Source organism: Mesorhizobium sp. L-2-11 (genome assembly GCF_016756595.1).
Classification (GTDB): domain Bacteria; phylum Pseudomonadota; class Alphaproteobacteria; order Rhizobiales; family Rhizobiaceae; genus Mesorhizobium.
Genome location: NZ_AP023258.1, coordinates 111,304 through 137,507 on the forward strand (window position 1 = coordinate 111,304; position 26,204 = coordinate 137,507).

Here is a 26,204-nt window from a genome sequence, read left to right on the forward strand (position 1 = left end):
CCCGCCAAGGCCGCCACGGACCGGCTGACGGTTTCCTGGAGCGCTTTGAGCAACTGGAATGTTGCAGTTTAGGACCGGGCCGGGAAGCGGAGACGGACCGATTAGAAGTCGAAGTTCACGAATTTGCGCTGGCTCGCACATCCTGCGCCAGGCGGAGGACGAGCGGCCCGCGGGATGTCGCCACGAACCAGTTCGTCACGATTTGTCACCAGAAGCGAAGGCTTACGCACAAAGCGGGAGTTATCTGGAGGCGCTCCGCAACAGTTCAAATCAAAACTTGTTATTGTGCAGTGCAGCAACGATATTGCTGCACGTGCGTTCTGCGCAGCGTCGTGGCCATCTTAGCGGCCGACCACAAGGAATACTGATTTGCGAAAAATCTCCGACACCATCACTCGCCTTGCCGCATTCCGCGCCGGGCCGGGTTTTCAGACCAATTGCCAAGGCCGCGATCGGTTATCGGATCTGGGCGATTTCGGGTCTAATCCGGGCGCCTTGCGGGCGAGGATCCACGTTCCCGACGATTTGACTGAAGCGGCGCCTCTTGTCGTCGTGCTGCACGGCTGCACGCAGACCGCGGCCGGTTACGACCATGGTTCCGGCTGGTCGCAACTGGCCGATCAGGAAGGTTTTGCGCTGCTGTTTCCCGAGCAGCAACGCGCAAACAACGCCAACCTCTGCTTCAACTGGTTCGTGCCCAGCGATACAAAGCGGAACGGCGGAGAGGCACTTTCCATCCGCCAAATGATCGAAACAATGGTCCTGGCCCATGGCCTAGACCGTGGGCGCATCTTTATCACCGGCCTCTCCGCCGGAGGCGCCATGACATCGGCCATGCTGGCGTGCTACCCGGAGATTTTTGCAGGCGGCGCGATCATCGCTGGCCTGCCGTATGGAAGCGCAAAGACCATCCCTGAGGCCTTCGACCGCATGCGCGGTCATGGCATGCCCTCGGAACGGCAATTGCAGAAAGCCCTGCGCGATGCCTCGCAGCACCAAGGTCCTTGGCCTCCGATATCCGTCTGGCACGGCTCCTCCGATCAAACCGTAGCTTCTTCCAACGCTGATGCGATCATTGCGCAATGGCGGGCCATTCACGGGCTCGATGTACGCTCTACCCGATCAGAAAAGGTGGATGGTCATTCGCGGTATGTCTGGTGCAATGCCAAAGGGCAGGAGCTGATCGAGGAATATCGCATCGCCGGAATGGGTCACGGTACACCACTTGACGCGGCCGGCGACGCCGCGCTGGGGGTTGGGGGTCCGTTCATGCTGGACATCGGTATCTCCTCTACCCGGCATATCGCGCGGTTCTGGGGAATAGCGAAGCCGTGTGTAAAGCGAGATGCGAAGATCAAGCCGGCAAAAGCCAACAACGAGGCGCTCGCGCCCGGTTTCACACGCGCTTTCTCGATGCCCAAGGCTGGGGTTCCCAATGTCCCTCACTCTGCGAAACGTGCAAACATCCCGCGTTCTCAGAAGCCCAACTCCGCCGCGGGGCTACGAAAAGTCATAGAGGACGCCCTGCGATCGGCAGGCTTGATGCACTAGCGTCTCGCCGAAACAACACCACTTTCAGGACCACCGTAGGGTCAGCAAAAAGATCTGCGCCACCTGGTCAACCTCGTTGATGATCTGACGAAGCGGAACATCGGTCTGAAGGTGCTGGCCGGCGAAGGAGCATCAATCGACACGACGACTGCCAACGGCCGGCTTGTATTCGGGATATTCGCTGCTTTGGCCGAGTTCGAGCTGGCGCTGATCGTGGAACGTACGAAAGCCGGACTGGAAGCGGCTCGTGCCCGTGGTCGCAATGGCGGGTGCCTTTTAAAATGACGCCGGCGAAACTGCCGCCTCGCCCGCGCTGCCATGGGCCAGCCGAGGACGAAGGTCGCCGATCTTTGCGCCGAGCTCGGAGTTACCAGACAGACGCTGACCGCCAAACTCGACGTTCATATCGGGTCAGGCGAAGCTTCTCGAAGGTGCCGCTCATCTTGTTGCCCTGGCACGGTCAATCGCCCTCTCAGTCTCGCGATTGGCGGAGTTGCTCTTGAGGCGCGCGCCGGCGAGCTCGAGGAGCGCGTAGGCTATCTCTTCCTCGATCCAGCCGGATTCCGCTGCCCGCTCAGCCAATTCCTGAAAGGCCGGTTCCAAGGCGAGCTGGCATTGAGGGCCGCGATCTGGATGGTCGACCGGGCAGCTTGGCTCCACGATCGCAACGCGTGATCGCTTCATTGCAGGCCATGGGCTCTCGCCCCTCTCCTTTTGCCACACGAGGCGCGCCAGCTCACGTGTCGTTGGTGCGCGCCACGGCAACCGCTTCATCTTGTCAACCAGCCGCTCCAGCGATCCGGCGCGTTCCAACTCCACAAAGAAATGATGCGGCGTGACGCTACCGAGCCGGTGCATCTCGGCCAGGTTCCACACATACGGATAGTCGACCATGAAATCGGATCGAGGCGAGGCCTTGGACGGTTCAGCCTTGGTCAGGATGCCGCCGCCCACGAGCCGATCAGCCTTCTCGATGATTTGGCGCACCCTCGATTTCGACAGGCTATGTTCCTGCGCCAGGTCGGCGAAACTCTTGCCCTTCAGAAAGCCTTCGACCAGGGCGACATTCCTATCGACGGTCGGGCTAAACGCCCAACAGGCGCGCAGTTTTTCCAGTATCATTCCGTTCGTTCATCCGGCTCTTCGCCCCCCCTTGCAAAACCTACCCGGCCAAATCGGCGCTTGGAAGACACGACTCACATCATGGCGTACGTTGCTGCGAAAACTGCCAACTGACATAAACGATTAGCGACTTCTGGTCTGATCTCGGCACCGATGCGGTCGACTGTGGCCATGTGAACACGAAAGATGCGGCGATCACCAGGATCGTTGCTGACCGCCGACCTCGCGAATGTCGGACCGGTAGCTCTCGGCAATATTGAACACTTCCGTTTGAAGATGGTTGATTTGTCATCGAGGCTCGATCCATCAGGATCGGTGTCGACGATTGTATATTTGAGGAACCCAAATTCGTTTGACTCGCGGAATTCGCTGCACGGTGAATCATCCCAAGCGCGGGGAGTGTGTGTCCTAACTCTCCTGTGCATTGAGGGCTGAAATGAAAGCCAATCCGGTTAAGGTGTCCGCACTAGATTGCGACGAAGTGCCCGCGTTGCTGGAATGGATTTTGCGGAAGTAAAAAGGCCCCGGCGCTGGGCCGACGCGGGGGCCTTTAGGCATGTACGAGCTACCAGCATGTCCAGTTATGATCGTGCGCTATTATAATGAACAAACGGTGAATGATCGCTATCCAGCCGTAGGGGAAATGGGCAGAGCGGCACAAGGCGGCCGTTCGCGTCTGTCAAAATAATGATCCCATGTTTTTAGCGCCGAGGTGCAGGCGGGCGAGATGGTGGGGCGGCGACGGACCTGTACCGCAGCAGCGCGCCGTCCTGTCCTCAGCGTGCACGACGGTGAAGGGCCTGCCTCCAACTTCGCTGGCTGAAGGACCCAAGGCAGCTCTGCCATCTCAACATCGCCGCCGTAGCGCCTTATGATGACGCGGCGGCCGTCGAGCGATGCGTCGGAATCGAAGACCTTCGCGCTCATGGTCACGCGAACGTAACAGGAACGCGACCGCGGTGCCGGAGGACTGATGTGCAATGACTATCGATTGACGGTGGATGTCGCTTCGATCGTGGGGGACTTCGCTGACCTGAAGATCAAGATCCGCTTCGGAGAAGGAACGCCGAACCTCCAGGCGCGCGAGGACATCAAGATCACGGACGTGGCGCCGATCATCAGGACTATCGAGGGCGTCGGAGGCGAAGGCGACATGGTGCAACGGCGCTGGAGCTGGCCCGGACCGAACAAGCGGCCCGTCTATAATTTCCGTTCAGAGGGCCGGGAGTTCTCGTCGAACCGGTGCCTCATCGTCGCGGACGGCTTCTACGAGTTCACCGATCCGATAGACCCCAACAAGAAGCGAAAGGACAAGTGGCTCTTCACAAAGAACGACGAGCCGATCTTCTGCATTGCTGGAATCTGGCGTGACACGCCGGAGGTCGGCGAAGCCTTCACCATGCTGACGATGGAGCCTGGGCCTGATATCGCGCCCTATCATGACAGGCAGATTGTTATCCTCGATCGCAGCGCGTGGGCGGACTGGCTCGACCCTTCGGTGTCGGCAAAGTCGCTGATCAAGGCCCTTCCACTCAGCACACTGCAGGTAGAGCAAGTCGGGTGACTTGAAACGAAATGGCGCCCGATGTCGATCAGGGATGGGGCGGGGAGCGTACCACCTGCCGGGCTGGCTTGTCCTGACGCTCGCCTTGGTACGAGACCTGGCGCAGGAGATTGTCTTCCGTCCAGGTGAGATAGGTGACCTCGACCACCACATCAGGCCTGACCCAATGCACGCGCGACAGCTCAAGCGGCGAGCCGAACCGGCTCTCGCGCGGCGGCGGAACGTCGAGGGGCATTCGAGCTGCCTGAAGTGGCCCAAGCCGGCGAGCCAATCGCTTGAGCTCTGCAACCGTGATGCCCGTGCCGGCGCGGCCCGCGTACATCAGACGACCATCATCGGTGTAGTAGCCTAGAAGCAGCGAGCCGATGTGCGGCCGGCTTCCAGTCGGATCGGTCCAGCCGACGACGATGAATTCCTCTCTGTTGAGACACTTTGACTTGACCCATAGGCCGCGATTGCCGGATGCATAGGCGCGGTCGATCCGCTTTGAGATAGCGCCCTCAAGTGCAAGCCGGCAGGCGTGCTTGCGGAACGCAGGCCCGTCGCCGATCACGTGATCGCTGAAGCGCAGGCCAGGCATGTCGGTCGAAAACAGGCCTTCCAGTCTCGCCTTGCGGTCGATGAGCGGCAGCTTCCCAATGCTTTCTCCGTTCAGGAACAGAAGATCGAAAGCAAAGAAGGCAAGATCGCCCGTGCGGCCCTCGTCCATAGAGGCCTGCAGGCGGCTGAAGGAGGTGACGCCGTCTGCCCGAACGGCGCACAGCTCCCCGTCGACATATGCCTCTTTCACCGGGAGCGCGCGGAGGGCCGCTATCGTCGCTTGATAGCGATGCGACCAATCGAGGCCGGTGCGGGTGAGCAAGCGGATGTCGCTGCCGTCGATCCGCGCGTGCATGCGGTATCCGTCGTACTTGATTTCGTGAAGCCAATCGGGGCCGTCGGGCGCTTCATCGACCAGGCGCGTCAGCTGAGGCTCGATCCATTTCGGCGGATGCGTTTTATTCGGCGTTGTGGGATTCACCGTCTTCCGCGCCAATTGAGATAAAGCGTCGTCATGCGGGCCAGACTACCACATGATGACGGTATATACCCGCTGCAGCTTCTATCGGAAATCGCGGGTCTTCACCTTGATGCTGTCGATATGCTCGTAGGGATCTTATCCCGAGCCGGCGACTATGCCGATTAAGCTGCCTAAGCCACGGGACTTCGATAAGAACGGCCGCGCTCGCTCGGCATAGTATTCTGCCCTCCTTGCAACAACGCAAAGGAGAGCGAAATGACCGCACCATTAATCTCTACACCCGCCAGCTATGGCAACGATTTGGTGGGTGGATCTTTCGAGACAATGTCGATGCTTACACCCAGGTAACGCTTTCGCACATGCGATATGCAATTTGTGCATTGCAATATCTGCGGCGATCGATATGATCCTGTTGTCGGCCATCTACTCCTCCCAGATGCGATGCCGGCGCTGAATGCTGTGCACCTCCTCCCGCGCCGCATTTCAAATCAAGCCCGCTGCCACCTCCTCCCGGCAGCGGGCTTTTTCTTTGTTTGAGGGGCAATTTCGGCCATGGCCAACGTATTGGCGTCTAGGAGAGGCGAATGCTCCGGACTTCCAGGCCTTTCTTGCCCTGCCCGCATTCGACAAATACCTTCTGTCCTTCCGCCAGCACGCTGAGCCCTGAGCGGGTCAGCGCGGTTGCATGAACGAATACGTCCTTCTCACCGTTATCGGGTGCAATGAAGCCGAAGCCTTTTTCGGGATTGTACCATTTGACCGTGCCCTGGCTCTTCAGCTGCGCACCCGTCTCAGCGGTGGACGCTCCAGCGCGGCGCGTATCTGCCGGCGTTTTCGCGATCTGGTCGCTGATCTCCAGCACTTGCACGACCTGATGACCTCTTGGACTTTCTTCAACCGCGACCTTGAGACGTGTCCCCTCGGAAACAGCGCGGCTTCCGGCCACTTCCAACACTCGGATGTGCAGATAGGCCTCCGTGCCGTCCGACAGTTTGACGAAGCCAAAACCCTTGCTGGCGTTGAACCACAATATCTCGGCGTCGACAGGGTCTGCGGTCACGGTCGCGGGCCGCTGAAAGTAGCTTGGCTCGGAAGCCCGTTCCGAAAAGGAAACGGGATCATCGTCATGGCGATGCCGGCGTGGCTCGCGATGGTCTCGATATTTGCCCATGATCGTCTCGACTGACATGGCGCGCGCACTGCGCTAGCTGTTCAGGATAATCTCTATCGGGCGACGCGTTTGTGTCAAATGGCCTGCGACTGAAAGAAGACGCCATCAATGCCTATATTGGTGATGAACCCAAATTCAGGAGGTCAGAGACCATGACGACCGAACGTGCTGTGCTTGCAGGCGGCTGCTTCTGGGGTATGCAGGATCTGATCCGCCGCTATCCCGGCGTGATTTCCACCCGCGTCGGCTACACCGGCGGCGAGGTGCCCAACGCCGCTTATCGCAATCATGGCAGCCACGCCGAGGCGATCGAGATCGTGTTCGATCCAGACACGATCAGCTATCGCGATCTGCTGGAATTCTTCTTTCAGATCCATGATCCGACGACGCGCAACCGCCAGGGCAACGATATCGGCGCGAGCTATCGCTCGGCGATCTTCTACGCGAATGATGAGCAGAAGCGTGTCGCGGAAGACACCATAGCCGACGTGGACGCCTCGAGCCTCTGGCCCGGCAAAGTCGTGACCGAGGTGACGCCGGTCAGCGATTTCTGGGAAGCCGAGCCCGAGCACCAGGATTATCTCGAGCGCTATCCCAATGGCTACACCTGTCATTTCCCGAGACCGAACTGGAAGCTTCCGAAGCGGGAGGAAATTCGCCGCGCGGGGTAGGCGGTCGCACTTTACAATTCCTTCTCGGCCAGTTCGCGGAATCCGTCGGGGACCGAGCGCGGACCGTCCAGCGCTGTGGCGGCATAGCCGACCGCGTCACGTCCAAAGCGGTCGCGAATAGTGTCGATGGCGCGATCGGCGGTCCAGCGTGCGATGCCTTTTCTCGCACCAGGTCTGCGTTTTTCGTCTGGAAGCCCGAGGGGCAGATCGAGCTGGATCTCAGGCTGCTTTCTCAGATGCGAGACCGACACGGCCAATAGCGTGATTGTCCGCTCTCCGGGATGATCGGCAAGCGCTACCCGCACCAGTTCCTCTGCAATCTCCGCCAGCATCACCGTCGCCGAAATCGGTGCATCCAGCGTCGTCGATCTGGTGACGGCCCGCATGTCCGCGAACCGGACTCTCACTGTGACAGTGTTACCGGCGAGAGACTTCGCGCGCAGGCGCGAGGCAACGCGGTCTGCGAGATGGAGCAGCGCCGGCCTGAACACGCTTTCGACGGCCGGCTTGCGGCCAAGCGCAGACTGCGCTCCTGCCGACCGTGCACGATGTTGCGTTCGAATCGCGCGCGGATCGCGGTTCCAGGCCAGCGCCGAAAGCTTTTCGCCCACGGCCGTGCCGAGCAGGCGTTCGATGGAGCGTCCCGGCGTGTTGGCCAGCTGACCGATGGTGAGAATGCCCCGCTCCGCAAGCTTCGCCTTGGTGACGGGACCGACACCCCACATCAGCTCGACGGGAAGGCCGTGGAGAAATTCCAGTTCGGTCTTCGGATCGACCAGCACCATGCCATCGGGCTTGGCAACCTGCGAGGCGATCTTGGCCAGGTGTTTTGTCCGCGCCACGCCGACCGAGATCGGCAGACCGAGCTCGGTGCGGACCCGGTGTCGGATCGTCGCTGCAATGTCTGCCGGTGAGCCGAACAGATCCGTGCAGCCCGCGACATCAGCGAAAGCCTCGTCGATCGAAATCCGTTCGACGAGCGGCGTGTAGTCGCCGAGGATCGCGATCACGGCGTCGCCCAGGCGCTGGTATTCTGCGAAGTTGCCGCCGACGAAAATCAGCTGCGGACAGAGTTCACGCGCCCGCCGTCCCGGCATGCCGCCGCGAACGCCAAATGCCTTTGCCTCGTAGGAGGCCGCGAGTACGACACCGCCACCGACGGCGATCGGCTTGCCGCGCAGGTGCGGATTGAGCAGCTGCTCCACCGACGCATAAAACGCATCGAGATCGGCATGAAGGATCGTGGCCTGCATCTCCATGACCTGACCTCACCGGAAATCCCGCGTCTTCACCTTGATGCGGTCGATGTGCTCGTAGGGATCGACGATATCGCGTGCCTCCGGCATGCCGCGCGGATCGATCCCCGATCCGCCGCGATGCGCCTCGTCGCCGCGGCCGTGCGGCAACGGAAACGGCGTCTCGCGGTTTCCGACGCTTGCCAGCTCGGCCGACAGATCGGTCAACTCGTGCGCGACGAGATGCACCACCTCCCCTTCCCGCTGAATGCGGCCGCGCACGCCGAGCATGGCCGACGAAAGAAGCACGCGCCGAACCGACACCCGCCAGCGCGTCTCGGCGGCGGTCGGCTGGCCAAAATCCGTGGCTTCCGTCTGGCGGCGCCAGCGGCGAATGGCGATGCCGATGGCGCCGGAGCTTTCGGCTGCGAGCTGCAGCCGCCGCGAGGCCGTCATCGAAAGCCGGGCAATCTCGGCAACGACCGCGCCAAAACCGCCGCGAAGACCCTCTTCGAAACAGGCGAGAACGGATTTTTCGTCACCGGCTTCGACATAGATCACTCTTCCCGGACGCAGGCCGGCCTGTTCAATTGCCGGCGCGAAAAGGTCAGGCCGCGTAACGCACCACAGCACCTTGCCAGCCGTTCGCGCGGCAATTCCCGCTGCAAAGAGTGCCGCGGCCGCGCCATCGACAGCGCCATTCCCGCCGCCCGCGACCTCGTGCAGGGCGCCAACAGCCAATCCGCCTCCCGGCAGAACCCTGTCGATCGCGGCCACTCCGAACGGCAAAACCGTGCGGTCGCGCATGTTTCCGCCTTCGAGGCGCGGGGGGCGCCGATACACTCATCTGACCCTTGAAACGCGGAAAGCCTGTGATATGTTCTACATTTGTTCTCGTCTTGGCTAAGAGTCAACCGGGATGATGTCGTGCCTATGTCGTGCCCCTGCGGAAGGAGGCATCGATGCTCGGGCCATATCCTTCAATGCGAAATGCGAGTTCGATTTTTGGAGTTTCGGGCGCCACGGAGTGTCCGAAACTTGTAGCATACTTCGGACTCATACCTTGCCTTTGTCCGAAACTTGTCGCATATTTCGGACATGCCCATAGTTGAGCCCGATACCGATCTTCGCTCGCGCCTGCTTGCCCGCATTGAGTCCAAACCCGACGAGGTCTGGACCCCCGGCGACTTCGCCGATCTCGGCCCGCGCGCCGCCGTGGACAAAACCCTGCAGCGCCTGGCAGCCGCCGGGGAGCTGCGCCGGATCGACCGAGGCCTCTATGACCGGCCGCGCACGAACAACCTGACTGGCTGCGCCACCGTGCCGGACTATCGCGCTGTGATCCGCGCCGTCACGCGCCGCGATCGGGCGCGCGCCGTCATCGATGGTATGACGGCCGCCAACGACCTCGGCCTGACGACCGCCGTCCCCGCCCGAATAGAAGTGCTGGTCGATGCGCGGTTGAAGCCAATCAAGCTCGGCACGCAGGAAATCCACTTCAAATACGCTGCCCCTAGCCGCCTCTATTGGGCGGATCGGCCGGGGATGCGGGTCGTCCAGGCCTTGCATTGGATGCAGGACATGCTGACCCAGAAGGGCGAACGGAAGCGTATCCAGGCGACGTTGCGCCGCCTGTTTGCCGACCCCAAGCACGGCGAGGCCATTCGCGAGGATCTGCGCGCCGGTCTCTCCGCCGTGCCGATCTGGATGCAGGAGTTCCTCCGCGAAATCCTGAGGGCGGACCCGCACGAGGCGAAGCCATGAGTACCGATGCTTACCGCCAGGTCATCGCGGCATCCCCACGTGACCGGCTCGACCTGTTCCTCGCCACGGCCAATCGGATCGGAGCTCCGGTGGGCAATGTCGAAAAGGATTTCTGGGTCTGCTGGACCCTCAATTCGGTCTACCACGAACGGCCTGCGGGGGAGCCACGGCTGCTTTTCAAGGGCGGGACGTCGCTGTCAAAAGGCTATGGCCTCATCCAGCGTTTTTCCGAGGACATCGGTGCGCCGTGACGGCGCGGGAGGGTAGTATGACATAGTTAGAACCCCTCCTAGCTTTGCTGATTTTCGACCGACGGCTGCAATGCCGTCCCTTTCGTGGGAACAACGAAAGGAAGGGGACCGAAAAGCTGGACCGGGTGTCGCCGGTTCGGTGCCATAAGCAGATCGGTCTGAACTGTACCGGACGGAAGCCATCACTACCGGGCCGGGCTACCGCAGTGCTCATGGTGAGACAACGAAGTGCGTGACTGAAGCCTCTGAATATCCGAGAAGTTTCCCAACCGTGATGGCGGGGGAGACAAACAGAGCGATCAGACATGGCAGGGCTCAATGTTCCCTGCTGAGGGGTGCGAGAAATACGCACTCGGGGTGGGCGAGTTCCTTCAACCCACTCTCCGTATCGCCAGGGGTATAGCGCACCACCTACAGGCACGAAGGTTGAAAATCGGAACACGGGAACCTGAACCGTCTGCCCGGCAGGAACCGGGCTAGCCGCGACGACCGGAGACGGGCGTGTTCAGGGGCGGAGCCTCCGTAGTAGTCCGAGTCCAGGAAAGCTGGGCACATGGCGAAGGGAGGCAGGAAGACGATCGGTTGGCATGACGGAGGAGTGATCTGTGGACATGGATCATCAGGCTGATGAAGCTTGGGTACTCGGCGTTCAGCGCAAACTGTATCAGTGGAGTAAGGCGAATCCCGACGAACAGTGGCGGGACATGTGGGGCTGGCTGACAGACTCGCGCATGCTTCGTCACGCTTGGCGTCGCGTGTCCACCAATAAGGGCGGGCGCACGGCCGGGGTCGACGGGATGACCGTAGGACGCATCCGGAAGAGAGGAGAGCTACGCTTTCTCGACAGGCTTCAGGCTGAACTGCGCTCTTGCGCGTACAGACCGAGCCCGGCGAGGCGCAAGCTCATCCCCAAAGCCGGTAAACCGGGGCAGTTCCGGCCCCTGGGCATTCCCACGGTCAAGGACCGCGTCGTACAAAGCGCGGTCAAAACACTTCTGGAGCCAATCTTCGAGGCGCAGTTCTGGCATGTTTCCTATGGGTTCAGGCCCGGACGGAGCACGCACGGCGCCTTGGAGCATATCCGACGGGCTGCTCAGTCGCATAAACGCGGCGGGGATACCCGGAGGCACGGGATGCCATATCCGTGGGTCATCGAGGGAGACATCAAGGGCTGCTTGGATCCATTGTCATAATGCCCCCTGGTTCATGAAGTGTGTTCGAAGAGGGTGGGATCGTGATCTATGGTCTTGATCCATAAACCTTTTCTCTGTCCGCGGACGATATGGACGGCGTCCAGTTCGCCGCGTTTTATTCGCTGCAACAAACTTTGGCGGGAAAGCCCGAGGGTGTCCATGGCATCGCGGATCGGTTCAAAGCCGTGGCCGGGTGTGGTGAGGAAGCGGGCCTTGAGCTCCGGGGTTAGGCGAATGCGCCAGGGCGCGCCGGGCGTGATTTGTTCGCCCTGGATCAGGCCGTCGTTGATGTGGCGGTGGAGCGTCGACGGCGCCACGCCGAGGCTGGCGGCGGCCTGACGGACGGTGACGATGTCGCCGTTGGCGGCCGGCGGCTTGGCCTTGCAGACAGGAATCTTCCAGTGGTTGCGCAGATAGCCGACGCGATTGGCATCGAAGCGGTGGCCGTACGCCGTTCGGCGACCCTGGCGGTTGAGGACGCCGGCGATGACGGCGTCGGGGTAATGCGGTGCCAGCCGCCGCAGCAGCGCCAGCGTATCTTCGTCGGTACGAACCGTCGCCGGTCGCGAGCGCGGTAAGGCGACGGTGAGGCGGCTCGTAGCATCGCCCTTCCAGCGCAGCACCAGACGCGCCGCTGCCTCGCCGCGATCAATATGGAGGGTGACCTCCTCGAGGAGAGTGCGCAGCAATTCCTTGCGGTCACGCGGCGTGGTGGTGGGCGCGTGCCAAACGCTCGCCAGATCGGCCCCGAGGGCAAGCAGCTTTTCCCGCTCCGTGGCCGACAGGACGCGCGGACGCTGCTCCTCGCGCCGCGCCAGTTCCGCCTTTGCCGCCTCCAGTGCGCGCAGCGCCTCCTCCCACTCCTGCTCGAGCCTGCGGGCGACCAGGCGATTGTCGGGATCGACGGCGCAATAGCGGCGCTCGGCGCGGTTGACGACGAAGACGGCGCGCTCCACGTCGAGCCGCCATTGCTTGAGGGCCGCCTCGCGATCGTTCTCCAGCCGCTCGGCCGCTTCGAGCGTGGCGGTCAGGCACACCGGCTCCAGCGCTTCCAGGAAGGCCGCCACCACGGCTTCATCGATCTGCCCGCCGCCAACATTGAGGCAATGGACGCCTCTGCCCTCGACGACCACCTTGCCGGGACAATGGTAGCCCGGCGTCACGGTGCGGCCGCGATAATGGGTGTGCAGCCGTCGCCCGCAATGGCCGCAACGGGCAATGCCCTGCAGCAGGGCGCCGCCCTCTCTGGCGGCGCCACCGGCCTGTTCCTGCGCCTTGGCGTGCGTCCGGGGCTGGGTGTTGGCCGCCATGCGCTCTCGATTGGCCTCGAAGGTCGGCCAGTCGAGATAGCCCTGGTGGTGGTCCTTGATCAGCACTTGCCAGTCTTCCATCGGCAGCTTGCGCATCCGCTTGCGCCGCGCGCCGGTTTCGTCGAGCACCGTCTCTCGGCGATTCTTGCCATAGACATAGGCGCCCGCATAGACCGGATTGGCAAGCACGCTGTGAATGGCGTGGTAGCTGGCCTCGCCCCAGCGCAGCTCTGTGCGTGCATTAAGCCACAGCGGGAACTTCATTCCTTGCTCGCGGAACCACAGCCACACGCGGCGCGCCGAGCCGAGCTCGGCAAAGCGGGCAAAGACGGTGCGGATGGCATGGGCGACGGCCTCGTCGGGATGGATCAGGATCTCGCCGTCTTCGTCCCCCCAGATGAAGCCGATCGGTAGGCCGCGGCGCAATTCGCCGCGCGCTGCCTTGTTGCGGATGCCGCCATCGAGGCGGGCGCGCAGGACGTGCAATTCGGCCTCGCTCATGGCGCCTTTCAAACCGAGCAAAAGTCTATCGTTGAACAGGGCCGGGTGGTAGATTCCGTCGGCATCGCCAATCAGCGTATCGGTCAGCCCCGCCAACTCGATCAGCCGGTGCCAGTCGGCATTGTTGCGCGCCAGTCGCGAAACCTCCAGGCCAAGCACGATGCCGACCCGGGCCAGCGCCACCTCGCTGGTCAGCCGGGCAAAGCCGGCGCGCATGACGCTGCCTGCGCCGGACAGGCCGAGGTCCTCGTCGATGACCAGGACACGCTCGTCCGGCCAACCCAGCTCGCGCGCCCGCTCGGCCAGCCCGTATTGTCGCTCGGTCGATTCACGGTTGTTCTCCACCTGCGAGGCGCTCGACTGGCGCAGGTAGACGACAGCCAACCGGGCCTGGTGACCGGCGGCGATTTTGCTGTGTTCAGTCATGACCGGCCTCCCTCACTGTCAGCATGCGCGCGATCACGAGGGCGAGCCGGCGCAACGCCTCCGCCCGCGCCTCGGCGTCCAGCGTCTCCCAGGCGGGTGGGTCGGGAGGCCGCTTGCGGTCTTCCTCGGCGAATCTCAGCTTCAGTTGCATGTCGCTCCTCCTTGTCATCGGGCGGCGACTCGCCGCGCCGCTCAAGAAGAGCGTCGGTCAGAAGGCGCAGATGCAGAAGGTCTGAAATCCGCCCAATGCTGGAGTGATTTGCTGGCGAGGCTGTGGAACCACCATCCATGCCCCCGAGATCCGTCCACGCCACGGGAATGTAGGTCCGGCTGCCGTCCGGCAATTCTACAAGCAGCGTTGGCTCGCCGCGGCGTTTGAGTCGGCTGATTACGGCCAGAGGCCGCCCTTCAAAGGCGTGGCCCTCCCGCATGATCGTTGCCGAGGCGGGAAGGTCCTGGTGATGGGCAGTCTGGAGATGTTTCCTTTGACAACATCAACCATCACTATCTGATGGAACGGCTACGCAAACGCGTCGCCGACCAGCGGGTGGTACGGTTGGTCGGGCAGTTCCTGAAAGCCGGCGTGCTGGCGGAGGAGCAGTTCTTCCGCACGGAAGCCGGAACCCCGCAAGGTGGGATCATATCACCGCTGCTCGCCAACATTGCGCTCAGCGCGATTGAGGAGAGATATAAACGGTGGGTGCATCCTGATCTGACGGGGAGGTCTTCACGACAATCGATACTCTCGGCGGCATCGGGTAGACGTATGTGGGATCGCAAAGCAGGGCACTGCGTGTGCTTCCCTGTGCGCTATGCAGACGACTTCGTGGTGCTGGTTTCCGGCACGCAGGAACAGGCCATCGAGGAGAAATCCGCGCTGGCAAAATACCTGCGGGAAACAACGGGCCTTGAGTTGTCACCGGAAAAGACGAAGATCACCGCAATGACGGACGGGTTCGAGTTCCTCGGATTCCGCTTCGTCATGGAATGGGACGGGCGCTACGGATATTGTGCACGCGTACAAATCCCCAAGGCCAAGTCCCTCGATCTCCGTCACAAAGTCAAGGAGTGCACTGGGCGTGACAGCGCGAGAGGCACCCTTGGTGCAAAGCTTCAGGAGCTTAATCCCATCCTGCGCGGATGGGCGAATTACTTCCGCTTTTGCTACGGAGCCAGCAACGTGTTTACCAGCCTCGACTGGTACACCGGGGATCGGCTCTGGCGCTGGCAACGGAAAGTTCGCCCAAACGCCAACGCGAGCGAAATCGCAAAAGGCCGACAGCGTAGCAGTCGCCGTCCGACGGTGAGACTGTGGCGCGATGGGTCCGTCGAGCAATATATGCTCGCATGGACTCTCGTCTGCCGGTTTCGTCTGGCGTGGATGGGAACGCCAAACTTCGCCACGTCTTCTGGCGAGCCGGATGCATAACGAAAGGTGCACGTCCGGTTCTGCGAGGGGTGGTGAGAAACGGACCGCTGCAAGGCGGCACCGCGCTCGCCACCTACTCTACACGTTACCGTGTTCCGCGACGATCTCGACGAGGCTGCCTCCGTCGAAGAGCTTGAGGGACTGTCGAATAAGAAGCGCCGCGCCAAGCTCGACGCCATCCGGGACGCCTGCCGTGCGTATATCACAGGGCCGCTGCGAGACTTCCTCACCGCCCAACTTGCCGACATTACGAACGGCGCCGGACGGGTGGAGCTCGACGAAGCCGATGCCGATGGTCAGACCCTGCTGCTCTGGTATCCCGAGGTCGAGCCGCGTGATGGCGCCTATCTGCGACCGGCCATACGCCTCGAGTCCGGGGCGAAATCGGCGCTCGATCCCAATCGCCCCATCACGATCACGCCCTATGTCGCGGAGGAAGCGGCAGGCATTGATCTCACCGTCGCCGACGTGACCACGATCGAAGCGACCCGCACCTTTTGGGACAAGGTGGTGATCGCACATGGATTGCGCTGCTGGTACGAGCGGCGCGGCGAACTGCGGCAGGAAGGTCAGCGGGTGTCTCGGCACTATTATGACCTGCACTGTCTTCTCGAATCCGAGACCGGAAAGGCCGCGCTCGGCGATCTCGATCTTGGCGCCGATTGTGTGCGGCACGCACGAATGTTTTTCGACCGTCCCGACTATGACCTCGCCTCAGCAGTCCCGGGCAGCTTCGCGATCGCGCCCGCTCCAAAGATGGTGGACGCGCTCACGCGCGACTATGCCAATACGGCGGCCATGATCTTCGGCACTCCGCCGAGTTTCGATGACATTCTGGATCAGCACGGCAGATTGAGCAGGACATCAACACCCATTCCTAGTCGCCTGGCCACGTCGCCGGGGCATCATCAAGGCGTTGTCGAGCAAATGGTCTGCAACTTCAAACCCGAGGACATCGAAAAACTTCACGCTGGCCGAGAGGGACATGCATCGGCAGTTCGCTGAACTGCGGGATCGCTTTCTTGGTCGTAAGTATCAAACCGAGCGTGGCCACGAGTTCGCATATCATGGGTTCTCGCGGCGCCTTGGTACCATGGTCAGGGCTGTTGACGTCGTGTTCGAGAAGCTCCCCCCAGAGCTGGACGAAATCCCCGAGAGGGACACGGTCTTCGACGCGACGCTGACTATCCAGGCATTCGTAATGAGTTCGGGTGTCTCGATAATTTGGCCTGGGCATGCTGATTTTCTCGCCTCCGATCCGGTCATGTATTTTCAGTCGCCATTCGCGTCCCGCGAACGCTGCCATCACCTGTCGGATCAACTTGCCGCTAACTTCCCATGCGCATGAGTTCGGTCGGCGAGCGTCTCGATCACGCGACATTCGCCGACCCGCCCACAGGCGCATTCCTCGACCATCTTCCGCAATTCCTTGCGCAGTGCCTTGAGACTGGAGATGCGCTTCTCCACCTCGACCAGCCGCGCCTTCGCGATCTCGTCGGCGCGGGCGCATGATTGATCCGGATTGTCCTGCAACGAAAGTAGCGTGCGGATCGCATCAACCTCGAACCCGAGTTCTCGCGCGTGCCGGATGAAGGCAAGCCGCGCCACGGCCATCCTTCCATAGCGTCGCTGCTTACCTTCGGTTCGACCCGTTTCGGGCATCAAGCCAATTTGCTCGTAGTAGCGGATCGTCGGTACCTTCACCGCCGCGCGACGAGACAATTCACCAATCGACAGATCCATAAAAAAACCTCTTGAACCTCTAGCCACTAGAGACACTACAGTGTCTTCATCAAGGAGTCACCGATGTCTGAAGCTTGCTGCGATCACGAAACCAAAAGCTGCGCGGGACCGCCGCAGCTGGTTCTGCCGGCGAAGCTGCGCGATCAAGATCATGCAGCGGAAGCCTCATGCTGTTCGGGTGGCGTGCCGGTCTTCGACGGCATGAACCCGCGCTACAAGCGTGTGCTCTGGACGGTCATCGCCATTAACGGCGCCATGTTCCTGACCGAAATGACTGCCGGCTCACTTGCCGGTTCTCAGGCTCTCAAGGCCGACGCACTGGATTTCCTTGCTGACACCGTCACCTATGGGCTGAGCCTCGCGGTCATCGGTGCGAGCCTGAGGACACGCGCAACGGCTGCGCTGTTCAAGGGTCTGTCGCTCAGCCTGATGGCGCTCTGGGTTTTCGGCTCGACCGTCTATCACACGCTGATCCTCGGCGTACCCAGCGCGGAAGTCATGGGCATCATCGGCTTTCTGGCCCTTGCCGCCAATCTCGCTTCCGTTGGTTTTCTGATGCCCTACAAGGATGGTGATGCGAATGTCCGCTCGGTTTGGCTGTGCTCGCGCAACGACGCGATCGGCAACATGGTGGTGATGGCCGCAGCTCTCGGCGTTTGGAGTACGTCGAGCGCATGGCCGGATCTGGCCGTCGCCGGACTTATGGCTGGAATCTTTCTAACCTCATCGGTGCAAATCCTGCGGCAGGCCTGGAGCGAATACAACGAAGGCGCACACGACCGAACGGCTGTGCCTACCCAATAATCTGTCAGTTATGTGAGCAAGAGCGGATGTCAAAGATACCCGTCTCGCTGCCAGCATCGGGTCGAAGCTGCTGTAGCGTCGCCGCGAATGACAGAGTAGCGAAGGATCTCTGTTGGGCCTGATCGTGATGGATACGAACCCGGCACAGCTCCGCTGTTCGATTCCGCACTGCAATCTTACGCAACTTTCGAAGCGCCAACCATGAACATGCAGCCCAGTGGCATTAGGTTTGAACTTGCTACCTCAAAGTCAGCTTGGCGCCGCACATCAGCCGTTGAGGAGGCCTTTGCCACCGCCTGAAAGCGACGTTAGCGGCGACCACGCTGGAGATCGCGGTTTGCGCCAGGAGCCGACGATCAGCATTGAGGTCTTGAGGGTCTCGAAGGGGCCGACAGCGGACCGGCAGCTTCGGGCTGCGAATCTCAAGAGCCGACATTCCGGTGTGGCGTGGGCATCGTCGTGACTTTACCCAAAGCGGGAGGTGTACCGGCAGCCCCGAACGGGTATGCCAGCGGCATGTTACTTCGATCCCGAACGATGCTGTATTGGTGATTCAACTGAGCAGCGATAGGCATAAGATATCGGAAACTTGCAGTTGAGCGTTCGGTCTATTGTCGATAGGCTCAGCCACAGGGATTCGGGGGTAAGCTTCAAGTGACGTCGGTTTTTGTCGCATACGCTTCCGGTAATCAGTTCCATGGTGACATGATTGTCGCAGCCTGCAAATCGGCTTCAACTTCCGATCGATCAATAACGCCCTGGTCGACACTTGACACGTCGGGCTCACCGGTTGCGCGGTCGGTGGAAAGCTGGATAGAAGGCGCCGACGCTTTCATCGCCGACATCTCTCTCGTCAATCACAATGTGACCTACGAGCTGGGATTTGCGATCGGATTGCAAAAGCCCACGCGACTGATCCGCTCGACCCACATGGACTTCCAACCGGTCAAAGCCATCGGCTTGCTAGATACCTTGGGCTACGACGGCTACGACTATGATCACGTTCTTGTTCGCACCCTGTCAAAACCAGATGAAACGACCCGCTGGGCTGAACTGGCGAAAAATAAGGATCAGCCGGTTTTCATCCTTCAACTTCCGGCCCCCACTGAATCCACCCTACGGACGACCAGCGCCGTAAAGAAGATTGCGCGGATCAAGTTCCGCAACTTCAATTCGAGCGAGATCAGCCGACTGAACGCCAGCGAAGCCTATGAACAGGTTGCTTCCTCGTTCGGCATCATCGCTTTCTGGATGGAAGGTGATAGCGAGCAAGCTGTTCGCAACAACCAAAGAGCGGCGTTCATTTATGGCATTGCTCGCGGTCGCAACATTCCGGCATTGTTGATCGCTCACCAGAAGTCCGGCCTTCCTCTAGACCTACAGGACCAGGCCGACCGGTGGTGGAAACTAGCGGACATCGATGAGATCATAAGTGCTTTCAGGTTGCGCGTCGCAGACGTTGCCAACGAGTTCGTCTCGGTTAAGCCAGACCACGAAAAGCTGCTTGAGCGATTGAGTTGCGGCGATCCCGTAGCCGAGAATGAAGCCACCACGCTTGCCGACCATTTCCTAGAGACCGACGGCTATCAGCGAACTCTACTCGGCGAAGCCAACGTTCTTGTCGGCAGGAAAGGAAGCGGCAAGACAGCGGTTTTCCTGCAGGTCAGAGATCGCACTAGGTCAAACAAGGCAAACATCGTCATCGACTTAATTCCAGACGGTTACCAGCTCATCAAGATGAAAGAGTTCATCTTGGATAAGCTCAGCTTCGGCACCCGGAAGGAAGTTATCGCGGCTTTTTGGGAATACGTGCTGTGGCTCGAAATAACCTACAAGCTTTTGGAGAAGGACGAAACGAGGGCGTTGCGCGACATGCGTCTTCTCCAAGGCTACAACAAGCTCAAGGCGCTATTTGAGGCGCGTGTCGACACAGGAAGCGGGGACTTCTCCGAACGACTGAAACGGCTGGCACAAAACGTTGTCGACCGCTTTCGCAGCAGCGCCATCGTTGACGTCGAACTTCACCAACTAGATTCATCCAAGGTGCTAGAGGCCATCTATGGGCAGGACGTCCGAGAACTCCGGGAGACAGTTCTTGAGTATCTTCGCCTCAAGGGTTTCGTTCTATTCCTCTTTGACAATCTCGACCGCTTTTGGACGCCCGGCGGCTTCACCGACGACGATGCCCTGATAGTGGTCGGACTAACGGAGTCGATGCAGGAGATCGCACGGAAGTTCCGTCGGAAGTCGCTTGAATTTAGGTGGGCCATTTTTATTCGGAGCGACGTGTACGAGTTCCTGATACGCGGGATGGCCGACTACGGCAAGTTGGCTGTCCAAAGCATTGAATGGTCCGATCGCAGCCTGATGAAGGCCTTATTCGAACAGCGCCTCCAATCGAGTGTCTCCGCCATTAACGAGTCCTGGAGTTCGCTATGGGGTCGTGCCTCCGTGGCGACGGTAAATGGGCGCCCTGTCCTCGATTTCCTAATCGACGGCTGCCTTATGAGACCCCGCTATCTTATCCGTCTTTTCGAGACAGCACGTCGCCGCGCCCTGACATTTGGACGCAATAAGATGGAGGAAGAGGACTATGTCGTCGCATTGAGGGAGCTAGGATGGCAGGTGTTGGAAGATTTGGACCGCGAGATCGCCGATCTCGTCCCGAACGGATCGGACCTACTCTTTGAAGTTCTACAGCATCGCGACGGGCTGACGGCGGCAAAGTTCCGGTACATAGCGACAAAGCAGATGAAGACGCCGGGCAACGTGGAGAAGCTGCTCGATGTGATGCTGTGGAATGGCAGCGTCGGAGTTCTGGACAATGGCGCTCCAAAATACATCTTCGACTCGGGATATAAGCGCCAGTATCTGGCGGCCTTGGTCAAGGCAAACGAGGGTGTCCAACTCACCCTGCACCCCACTCTCGTTGCCGCCTTGGGCTCTGCTGTTTAGATCACGGAGAGCGCTGCCACCAATGCTGCTACAGGGGTCCCAATGGCATATGAAATCTTACCCGCGACTGAAGCGACGATGGCTGAGGTCGAGGCGTGGCTCGACGTGGAGGAATCCGTCTACAAGACAGCTATCGAGGCTTGGGTGACCGGTGGATACGTCGGTGACAAGCCGCCCCGCGGCTTCCGCTGCAATTGGGACTCGGTCAAGCGGACCTGGAGCGAGGGCAACGCCCGTGTCGATATCCTGATGGTGGACGGTCAGGCCGTCGGGTTCCTTGACGGTACGGACATCTTGGAGATCAGGCCCGACCTCCGGGGGGAAGGCTATGGGCGCCTCCTGGCGAACTTCATGGTCGACGTCGCCCACAACGAAGGGCGTTCGGTCCTCGAAATCCAGATCGCGCCATCGACCGCGGAGCCCTTCTGGAAGCGCATGGGTTTCACCGTCGTGCCCGACCGTCGAGGCGGCGGCGGCGGAATTTACGCCTACCGAATCCTGCGCAAGATCTACAGTCTTTCCGACGGCGAGCGGGTCTCCTTCTCCATCCAGTTCTACTCGGAGCACGAGCGGTACAGGGAAAATCCGACGCCTTTCTCTCGGTTTTCAGGTATGGGCGAGCGTCTGCCAGACGGGAGCGTCCAGTTGCCGGAGCGGGCATTCTGCTTCGAGCCTACTTACAGTCAGCACGAAGACTACTTCGTCAGCATCGACCTAGGCGGCGAGGCGATTCACTTCGACAATGTCAAATACGAGACGAGCAAGGCCAACGGTATCCGGATAGATGCCGGCTATACACACTTCATCGACCGCATCACACCGCAGTCCTCGCCCGATTAGGACTCGCTATATCTGCATCTGGCCGCCTTTGAGCAGGCGCGGCTCCAGACAAGAATCGAGGCTCCTTCTATCAGTGAGCAACACCCGGGGCTGATCTAATAGCGGCGACGCTTCGCCTTGCTTCTTACCGCGCCCGTACTCAGACCAGTGACACTGGAGGGATGAGGGGTCAGCGAGCTTGTCAGTGGGTAAACGACCTCACTCTTGTTCGCCGCGCATTTGAACGATTCGATCGGCCAAGTGACGAGGTCAGGGGAACATGCCTCGTACATTGTCTTCCGCTTGTTCAATCCCCAGAGCCAAGGTTTGGCTGTAAAATCTGCGTTGGTTTTCTCGCCATGCTCTTCGACGAACAGGCCGCGCGTCTGTGGCGGCTTAGTCTGTGGAACCAAATTGGTCCAGCGTGTATCCCAGGAGAGCACGACGTTCGAGCGCCGCTCCTTCCAGTCCAGATAGTGATAGTGCCAGCCCATACCGTGCGTTTCTCGTTCCAAATAGTCGCTCCCCTCCTCGATCGTAATGAGGAAATAGACGACCTGCTGGGGCAATTGAGCCACGAGCGGCACCCGTCGAGTTGGCTCAAGAAAGCCGCCATGGATCTCCCGGATGGGCGCGCGAATTGTCTCGGCAGTGCCGAACGTCCATTCCTCGTCGGAGAATGCTTCGTTGATCGGCTGCTTGGGGTTCCAGTTCGCATCGGTCAACGCTTCGTTGAGCTGCTGGACTAGTTCGCGGGCGCGCGAGTTCAGATCCGACTGGACAGGATAGATCTCGGGTAGTTCGCGCCAAGTTATCTTCCCTATCGGCTTGGGCCGATTAGCATGGTCTTGCTCGGAAAGAGTTCGCGTCAAGCTGATCAGCTGGTCAGCAATAGCCTCAAAGCCCATTCGGGGTCCTTCGAAAGATGAGGAGGCGGAAATCAGGAGATGTCGCGAGGACTATCAGCCGAGTCAGTGCTAAAACAAAAACGCGTGTCGCGAAAGTCTGGTAAGGAAGGTTGGTGGTTTCGGTGCACCTTCAACGCCTCGCGCTGAAATGTGCTCGTGAACGATAGGCAGGTATTGGGAAGGGCTGAGGCCTGCTTCTACGTCTTGAAGGCGCCGCGAAGCGGTCATCCGCGGCACGAGGAACGAAGGTCAACAACGGGGTAAGGAATACCGGTTCCGCCGAACGTCGGCTCTCGAGTAACATTTCGACTCGGGAATGGCTGGTTAGGGGTCACGGCCTGCCGTTGGCGGCCGCGAAGGAAAGAGTAGTGAAAGGGCCGGATCTTCTCTTTGGACGGGTTGTGATCGGGCGACCCCGGCACAGGTCGCCGTTGAGTTCCGCACTGCAATGTTATGCGACTTTTGGTCGAACAAGCACCGAACAGCACTACAAAGGCTCCGCTCACATTCTACGGAATCCGAGGCAAGATACAGACCGCTGATGGGTCCGAGGCGGTACTCTAACTTGGGACGCGATGTCGGATGAACGTGAACTCTGATGCGGCCGAAGGGCATTTACATTGAGTCCTTCGGCGAGGACGAACCCATCGTCGTTCTTGTCGGCAAGCTCATGCCAATCGCGGCCATGGCGCAGGTCACTGGTCCCCTCTCGCGGCGGCGCCAGATCATCGCGATCGACCTTGAAGGCCACGGCCATAGAGCTCTGCAGACACGCCCATGAGCCGCGAAAGGAACGGCGATGATGTTGCCGCGGTCCTGCGCCACCTCGGGATAGCCCAAGCCGCCGTAGGGGTCTAGCCGACCACCTGCACAACCGTAATATTTTCGTTGTTTCCGTCGATTATAGGTTCCGCATCACTTCTGATTCGGTGGGGCAGATGGCGGATTCAGCACAAGAGCCAAATCTTTCGTTCGAGCAGCAAATGGCGGTGGAGCGGCCCGACGCCGGCCCCGTGCCCAAGAGCGCTGCGGACTGGGGCATCAAGGATCTGGCCATCCTGCCTGGTGATGTCCAGAAGACCCGACGCCTTCGCAGCCCGAAGTTCGAAGGTCTGCCGGCCGACGCCAGCACCATGTTCGAGGAGCTGTCCGTCACCCTGGAACAGGTTGTCGGCTCCAACGATCTGCGCCCGGCCTGGTGGCTGGAGGAGGGGGCAGCTCGCTCGCGCGCCGTCTGCAAGATCGACGCGTCTGGTGTCGATTACAAAGGGCGCTCCGGCACCTGGAGCGGGTCCGGCTTTCTGGTCGCGCCGGGTATACTGTGCACCAACCATCACGTCCTCAACAGCAAAGAGGTCGCCGCCCGCAGTCGCGCGCTGTTCGATTTCGCCGCCCTTCCCGACGGGAGTGTGCGACAGGTCTCAACTTTCCGCCTGCGTCCCGATCTCCTTTTCTGGACTAGCCCGGTCGTCGCCACTGGCGGCAAGGGCGGTCTCGATGTCACGTTTGTCGCCGTCGAAGGCCAACCCGGCTCGACCTTCGGCAGCATTCCGCTTCTGCGGCAGGCCTTTGTGGTAGCTGACGAAGACAAGCTGAATGTCATCCAGCACCCAAATGGACGCCTCAAGGAAGTCGCGATCCGCAACAACACGGTGGTGTTCCAAAACACCCAGGTCATCCAATACGAGTCCGACACCGAGGCGGGCAGTTCGGGCGCGCCGGTGATGAATGACGGTTGGGAGCTCGTGGCGCTTCACCATGCGGCGAAAGACAAGTCGAACGAAGGCATCAAGTTCTCCGCGATCGCCGCTGCTCTGGAGCTGGAGGCACAAACCGGCAACGCAGATGCGGCGCGGCTTCTCGCACTTTTCGCGGGCACGGATGAACTGGCCGGGTTCTTCGGCACCCTCGGTCGCGCGGTTGTCCAGAACGACAGCGGTATGGAGCGGGTCGTCGACGCCTACAACGGCGAGGATCAGGATCTCGATATCGGCTTCTGGAACATCGAATGGTTCAACAAACGCTGGCAGGACAAGCTCGATTCCGTCGCGCGTATCATTGTTGAAATGAACCTCGACGTCTGGGTGTTCGTGGAATCGAGCCTCGAAGCAACCGAGGCTTTGGCCCGGCATTTGGAAACCAGCTATCAGACCAAGTCCTGGGGTGTGCTCGCCAGCCAGGACGCCGCTTCGGAGCGACAGATCACGACGGTAATGTGGAACAAGAGCTCGGTCGGGGTGGCGGCGAAAACCTGGCCTGAGAAAGTCGAGCGCTGGTTCCAGGTCGACAGCCGTCAATTCGATGATCTCGGCCTCGAAGCGGTCCACGGCAAGGTGTTCGACCGCTATCCGGCGCTGTACGAGGTGACGGCCAAGATTCACGGCACGGATTCGACGTTTAACCTCGTCCCCATCCATCTGAAGGCCAAGGACGAGGGCAGCCTGCGCCGGCAGATGGCGGCGCGCCTGCTCGCCGAAGCGGTCGCAGAGCTCGCCCAAGACCCCGGCTTCGACAACGACTGGATCATCGGCGGCGACGCCAATGCGACCCTGGCATCCGGAGACCTCGACGCGCTGACCTCCGTCGGCCTGACCGCGCTCACCGCGCAAGATGCTTCGGACAAGCAGATCACCTACGTCAAGGCGCCCTTCAAGTCGCTGATCGACCATGTCTTCATCTCGCCCAATCTCGTGCCGGATGGCCGCGATTTAATGATTGTCGCGCTCGACCGAACCATCGACCGATTCCTGGAAGTATCAGATCACCGCCCGATCCTCTTGCGTCTGGCCGCCACAGCGTCAGCGGATGCCGCGCCGTCTGTCGGTCAGCCATTGACCGAAGACGAGGTGCGGCGCCTGTCGCGCGGTCTGCGCCGGCGCAACGAGCCGGTGACCGGGGCTCCGACACTGGCGGAAGCTCGGGCACGGCTTGCCGACAGGAGCACCTACTATGACGCCGCCGCCGACGCGGTCGTCCGCGAGGCCTATTGGACCGGGATTTCGGCGGGTACGGCGGGCTTCACCCAAACAGTGGCCGGGACTCTGAAGCAAACCCACACCACGCCCTTAAACTACGAGCCTTCAAAGCACGTCTATCCGTGGGTCGACGTCCGTCCGAATGCGATGGTACAGAGCATCTATTCCGGCTTCGAAGCCACACCCGAATACTTCATCCAAGCCGACGCCGAAGTGGAGCGGCTGCGGACCGAGGCGCGCGAGGCGCTTCTGGAGCGCGGCGTGCTGGAATCCACGGAAATGGAAGCAATGCTGGAAGCGCAGTTCCAGTACAATTGCGAGCATGTCGTGCCGCAAAGCTGGTTCAGCAAGAAGGAGCCGATGCGAGGCGACCTTCACCATCTCTTCTCGTGCGAGCCGCGCTGCAACAGCTTCCGCTCGAACTACCCGCTGGTCCAGCACGAGTTCGAAAGAACGATGCAGGATTGCGGGCGGGTCGAAGACGACGCCTTCGAGCCCAAAGGTGGGAAGGGCGCAGTTGCGCGGGCGACGCTCTATTTCATGCTCCGATATGCCGGCTATGTCGGCAGGCGCTATGCCGGCCAGCGGCTGAAAACGCTTTTGGCTTGGCATGAACAATTTGCCCCCGACGAGTGGGAAAAACATCGAAATGCGGCGATCTACGTCCTTCAAGGCAATCGGAATCCGTTGATCGATTTCCCCGAGTGGGCCCTGCGCCTGCAGTTCGAAGGCTGACGAAATCGATCATGTCGGAGAGCAAGCGCGCTTGGGAAACGGCTGGGACAAGTGTC

At 60.7% G+C, this 26,204-nt stretch carries 22 protein-coding genes and 3 pseudogenes; 15 read left to right on the forward strand and 10 right to left on the reverse strand.

What is annotated here, in order from left to right; all coding sequences use genetic code 11:
- Positions 1-369 precede the first annotated feature (369 nt).
- Together JG739_RS32075 and JG739_RS32080 are read left to right on the forward strand one after the other, a co-directional pair.
- Complete coding sequence (locus JG739_RS32075) at positions 370-1,551, forward strand: extracellular catalytic domain type 1 short-chain-length polyhydroxyalkanoate depolymerase (RefSeq protein ID WP_202367801.1); 1,182 nt, start codon at positions 370-372, stop codon at positions 1,549-1,551.
- A 48-nt stretch (positions 1,552-1,599) separates the two neighbouring features.
- Positions 1,600-1,935, forward strand: a pseudogene (locus tag JG739_RS32080) (recombinase family protein); the annotation flags it as partial.
- A gap of 54 nt (positions 1,936-1,989) precedes the next feature.
- On the opposite strand, the gene JG739_RS32085 reads toward JG739_RS32080, so the two are convergent.
- Both JG739_RS32085 and JG739_RS35785 read right to left on the reverse strand, forming a co-directional pair.
- A complete protein-coding gene (locus JG739_RS32085) occupies positions 1,990-2,673 on the reverse strand; it encodes a hypothetical protein (protein ID WP_202367802.1) in 684 nt (227 codons plus the stop codon).
- A 766-nt stretch (positions 2,674-3,439) separates the two neighbouring features.
- Positions 3,440-3,600: pseudogene (locus JG739_RS35785) on the reverse strand (SOS response-associated peptidase family protein); the annotation flags it as partial.
- A gap of 46 nt (positions 3,601-3,646) precedes the next feature.
- Between JG739_RS35785 and JG739_RS32090 the strand changes: the two are divergent.
- Positions 3,647-4,237, forward strand: a complete 591-nt coding sequence (locus JG739_RS32090; protein WP_202367803.1) for an SOS response-associated peptidase — start codon at positions 3,647-3,649, stop codon at positions 4,235-4,237.
- Positions 4,238-4,265: 28 nt separating this feature from the next.
- Here JG739_RS32090 and ligD read toward each other — a convergent pair whose 3' ends face one another.
- Together ligD and JG739_RS36150 are read right to left on the reverse strand one after the other, a co-directional pair.
- The gene (gene ligD / locus JG739_RS32095; protein WP_202367804.1) at positions 4,266-5,258 is read right to left on the reverse strand and encodes a non-homologous end-joining DNA ligase; all 993 of its coding nucleotides are present in this window, start codon (positions 5,256-5,258) and stop codon (positions 4,266-4,268) included.
- 571 nt (positions 5,259-5,829) lie between these two features.
- Complete coding sequence (locus tag JG739_RS36150; RefSeq protein WP_274609475.1) at positions 5,830-6,288, reverse strand: cold-shock protein; 459 nt, start codon at positions 6,286-6,288, stop codon at positions 5,830-5,832.
- A gap of 293 nt (positions 6,289-6,581) precedes the next feature.
- Here JG739_RS36150 and msrA point away from each other — a divergent pair, with 293 nt between their 5' ends.
- Positions 6,582-7,100, forward strand: coding sequence for a peptide-methionine (S)-S-oxide reductase MsrA (gene msrA / locus JG739_RS32105; RefSeq protein WP_202367915.1), 519 nt, complete (start codon positions 6,582-6,584; stop codon positions 7,098-7,100).
- Between the two features lie 11 nt (positions 7,101-7,111).
- On the opposite strand, the gene dinB is transcribed toward msrA, so the two are convergent.
- Together dinB and JG739_RS35800 are read right to left on the reverse strand one after the other, a co-directional pair.
- Entirely contained in the window at positions 7,112-8,359 is a 1,248-nt protein-coding gene (dinB, locus tag JG739_RS32110; RefSeq protein WP_202367806.1) for a DNA polymerase IV, read from the reverse strand.
- Between the two features lie 9 nt (positions 8,360-8,368).
- Positions 8,369-9,142 (reverse strand): ImuA family protein, encoded by a 774-nt coding sequence (locus JG739_RS35800; RefSeq protein WP_244750013.1) that lies wholly within the window; start codon positions 9,140-9,142, stop codon positions 8,369-8,371.
- A gap of 291 nt (positions 9,143-9,433) precedes the next feature.
- Here JG739_RS35800 and JG739_RS32120 point away from each other — a divergent pair, with 291 nt between their 5' ends.
- The 3 genes and pseudogenes from JG739_RS32120 to JG739_RS32130 all read left to right on the forward strand — a co-directional run bounded on the left by JG739_RS32120 (position 9,434) and on the right by JG739_RS32130 (position 11,543).
- A complete protein-coding gene (locus JG739_RS32120) occupies positions 9,434-10,099 on the forward strand; it encodes a DUF6088 family protein (RefSeq protein WP_202367807.1) in 666 nt (221 codons plus the stop codon).
- Positions 10,096-10,338, forward strand: a pseudogene (locus JG739_RS32125) (nucleotidyl transferase AbiEii/AbiGii toxin family protein); the annotation flags it as partial. The gene JG739_RS32120 and the pseudogene JG739_RS32125, both read left to right, overlap by 4 nt.
- Before the next feature lie 623 nt (positions 10,339-10,961).
- A complete protein-coding gene (locus JG739_RS32130; protein ID WP_244749999.1) occupies positions 10,962-11,543 on the forward strand; it encodes a reverse transcriptase domain-containing protein in 582 nt (193 codons plus the stop codon).
- Positions 11,544-11,554: 11 nt separating this feature from the next.
- On the opposite strand, the gene JG739_RS32135 is transcribed toward JG739_RS32130, so the two are convergent.
- Together JG739_RS32135 and JG739_RS32140 are read right to left on the reverse strand one after the other, a co-directional pair.
- The gene (locus JG739_RS32135) at positions 11,555-13,780 is read right to left on the reverse strand and encodes a recombinase family protein (RefSeq protein ID WP_202364473.1); all 2,226 of its coding nucleotides are present in this window, start codon (positions 13,778-13,780) and stop codon (positions 11,555-11,557) included.
- Positions 13,773-13,931 (reverse strand): hypothetical protein, encoded by a 159-nt coding sequence (locus tag JG739_RS32140; RefSeq protein WP_202364472.1) that lies wholly within the window; start codon positions 13,929-13,931, stop codon positions 13,773-13,775. The genes JG739_RS32135 and JG739_RS32140 overlap by 8 nt, the downstream gene beginning before the upstream one ends.
- 285 nt (positions 13,932-14,216) lie before the next feature.
- Here JG739_RS32140 and JG739_RS32145 point away from each other — a divergent pair, with 285 nt between their 5' ends.
- From JG739_RS32145 to JG739_RS32155, 3 genes are all read left to right on the forward strand, one after another.
- Entirely contained in the window at positions 14,217-15,209 is a 993-nt protein-coding gene (locus JG739_RS32145) for a reverse transcriptase domain-containing protein (protein ID WP_274609415.1), read from the forward strand.
- A gap of 90 nt (positions 15,210-15,299) precedes the next feature.
- The gene (locus JG739_RS32150; protein WP_202367808.1) at positions 15,300-16,214 is read left to right on the forward strand and encodes a nucleotidyl transferase AbiEii/AbiGii toxin family protein; all 915 of its coding nucleotides are present in this window, start codon (positions 15,300-15,302) and stop codon (positions 16,212-16,214) included.
- Positions 16,195-16,557 carry a hypothetical protein gene (locus tag JG739_RS32155; protein WP_202367809.1) on the forward strand — a complete coding sequence of 121 codons (363 nt, stop codon included), beginning with the start codon at positions 16,195-16,197 and terminating at the stop codon, positions 16,555-16,557. The genes JG739_RS32150 and JG739_RS32155 overlap by 20 nt, the downstream gene beginning before the upstream one ends.
- On the opposite strand, the gene JG739_RS32160 is transcribed toward JG739_RS32155, so the two are convergent.
- Positions 16,527-16,952: a MerR family transcriptional regulator gene (locus tag JG739_RS32160; protein WP_202367810.1), complete on the reverse strand. Its 426-nt coding sequence runs from the start codon at positions 16,950-16,952 to the stop codon at positions 16,527-16,529. The two genes, JG739_RS32155 and JG739_RS32160, sit on opposite strands and share 31 nt — an antisense overlap.
- 63 nt (positions 16,953-17,015) lie before the next feature.
- On the opposite strand from JG739_RS32160, the gene JG739_RS32165 reads away from it, so the two are divergent.
- The 3 genes from JG739_RS32165 to JG739_RS32175 all read left to right on the forward strand — a co-directional run bounded on the left by JG739_RS32165 (position 17,016) and on the right by JG739_RS32175 (position 21,551).
- Positions 17,016-17,756 (forward strand): cation transporter, encoded by a 741-nt coding sequence (locus JG739_RS32165; protein WP_202367811.1) that lies wholly within the window; start codon positions 17,016-17,018, stop codon positions 17,754-17,756.
- A gap of 654 nt (positions 17,757-18,410) precedes the next feature.
- A complete protein-coding gene (locus JG739_RS32170; RefSeq protein WP_202367812.1) occupies positions 18,411-20,711 on the forward strand; it encodes a P-loop ATPase, Sll1717 family in 2,301 nt (766 codons plus the stop codon).
- A 78-nt stretch (positions 20,712-20,789) separates the two neighbouring features.
- Entirely contained in the window at positions 20,790-21,551 is a 762-nt protein-coding gene (locus JG739_RS32175) for a GNAT family N-acetyltransferase (RefSeq protein WP_202367813.1), read from the forward strand.
- Between the two features lie 95 nt (positions 21,552-21,646).
- Here the strand turns inward: JG739_RS32175 and JG739_RS32180 are convergent, their stop codons facing one another.
- Positions 21,647-22,438, reverse strand: coding sequence for a hypothetical protein (locus tag JG739_RS32180; RefSeq protein ID WP_202367814.1), 792 nt, complete (start codon positions 22,436-22,438; stop codon positions 21,647-21,649).
- Positions 22,439-23,036: 598 nt separating this feature from the next.
- Between JG739_RS32180 and JG739_RS32185 the strand changes: the two genes are divergently transcribed.
- A complete protein-coding gene (locus JG739_RS32185; RefSeq protein WP_202367815.1) occupies positions 23,037-23,219 on the forward strand; it encodes an alpha/beta fold hydrolase in 183 nt (60 codons plus the stop codon).
- A gap of 157 nt (positions 23,220-23,376) precedes the next feature.
- Positions 23,377-26,148, forward strand: a complete 2,772-nt coding sequence (locus JG739_RS32190; protein ID WP_202367816.1) for an endonuclease — start codon at positions 23,377-23,379, stop codon at positions 26,146-26,148.
- Positions 26,149-26,204 lie beyond the last annotated feature (56 nt).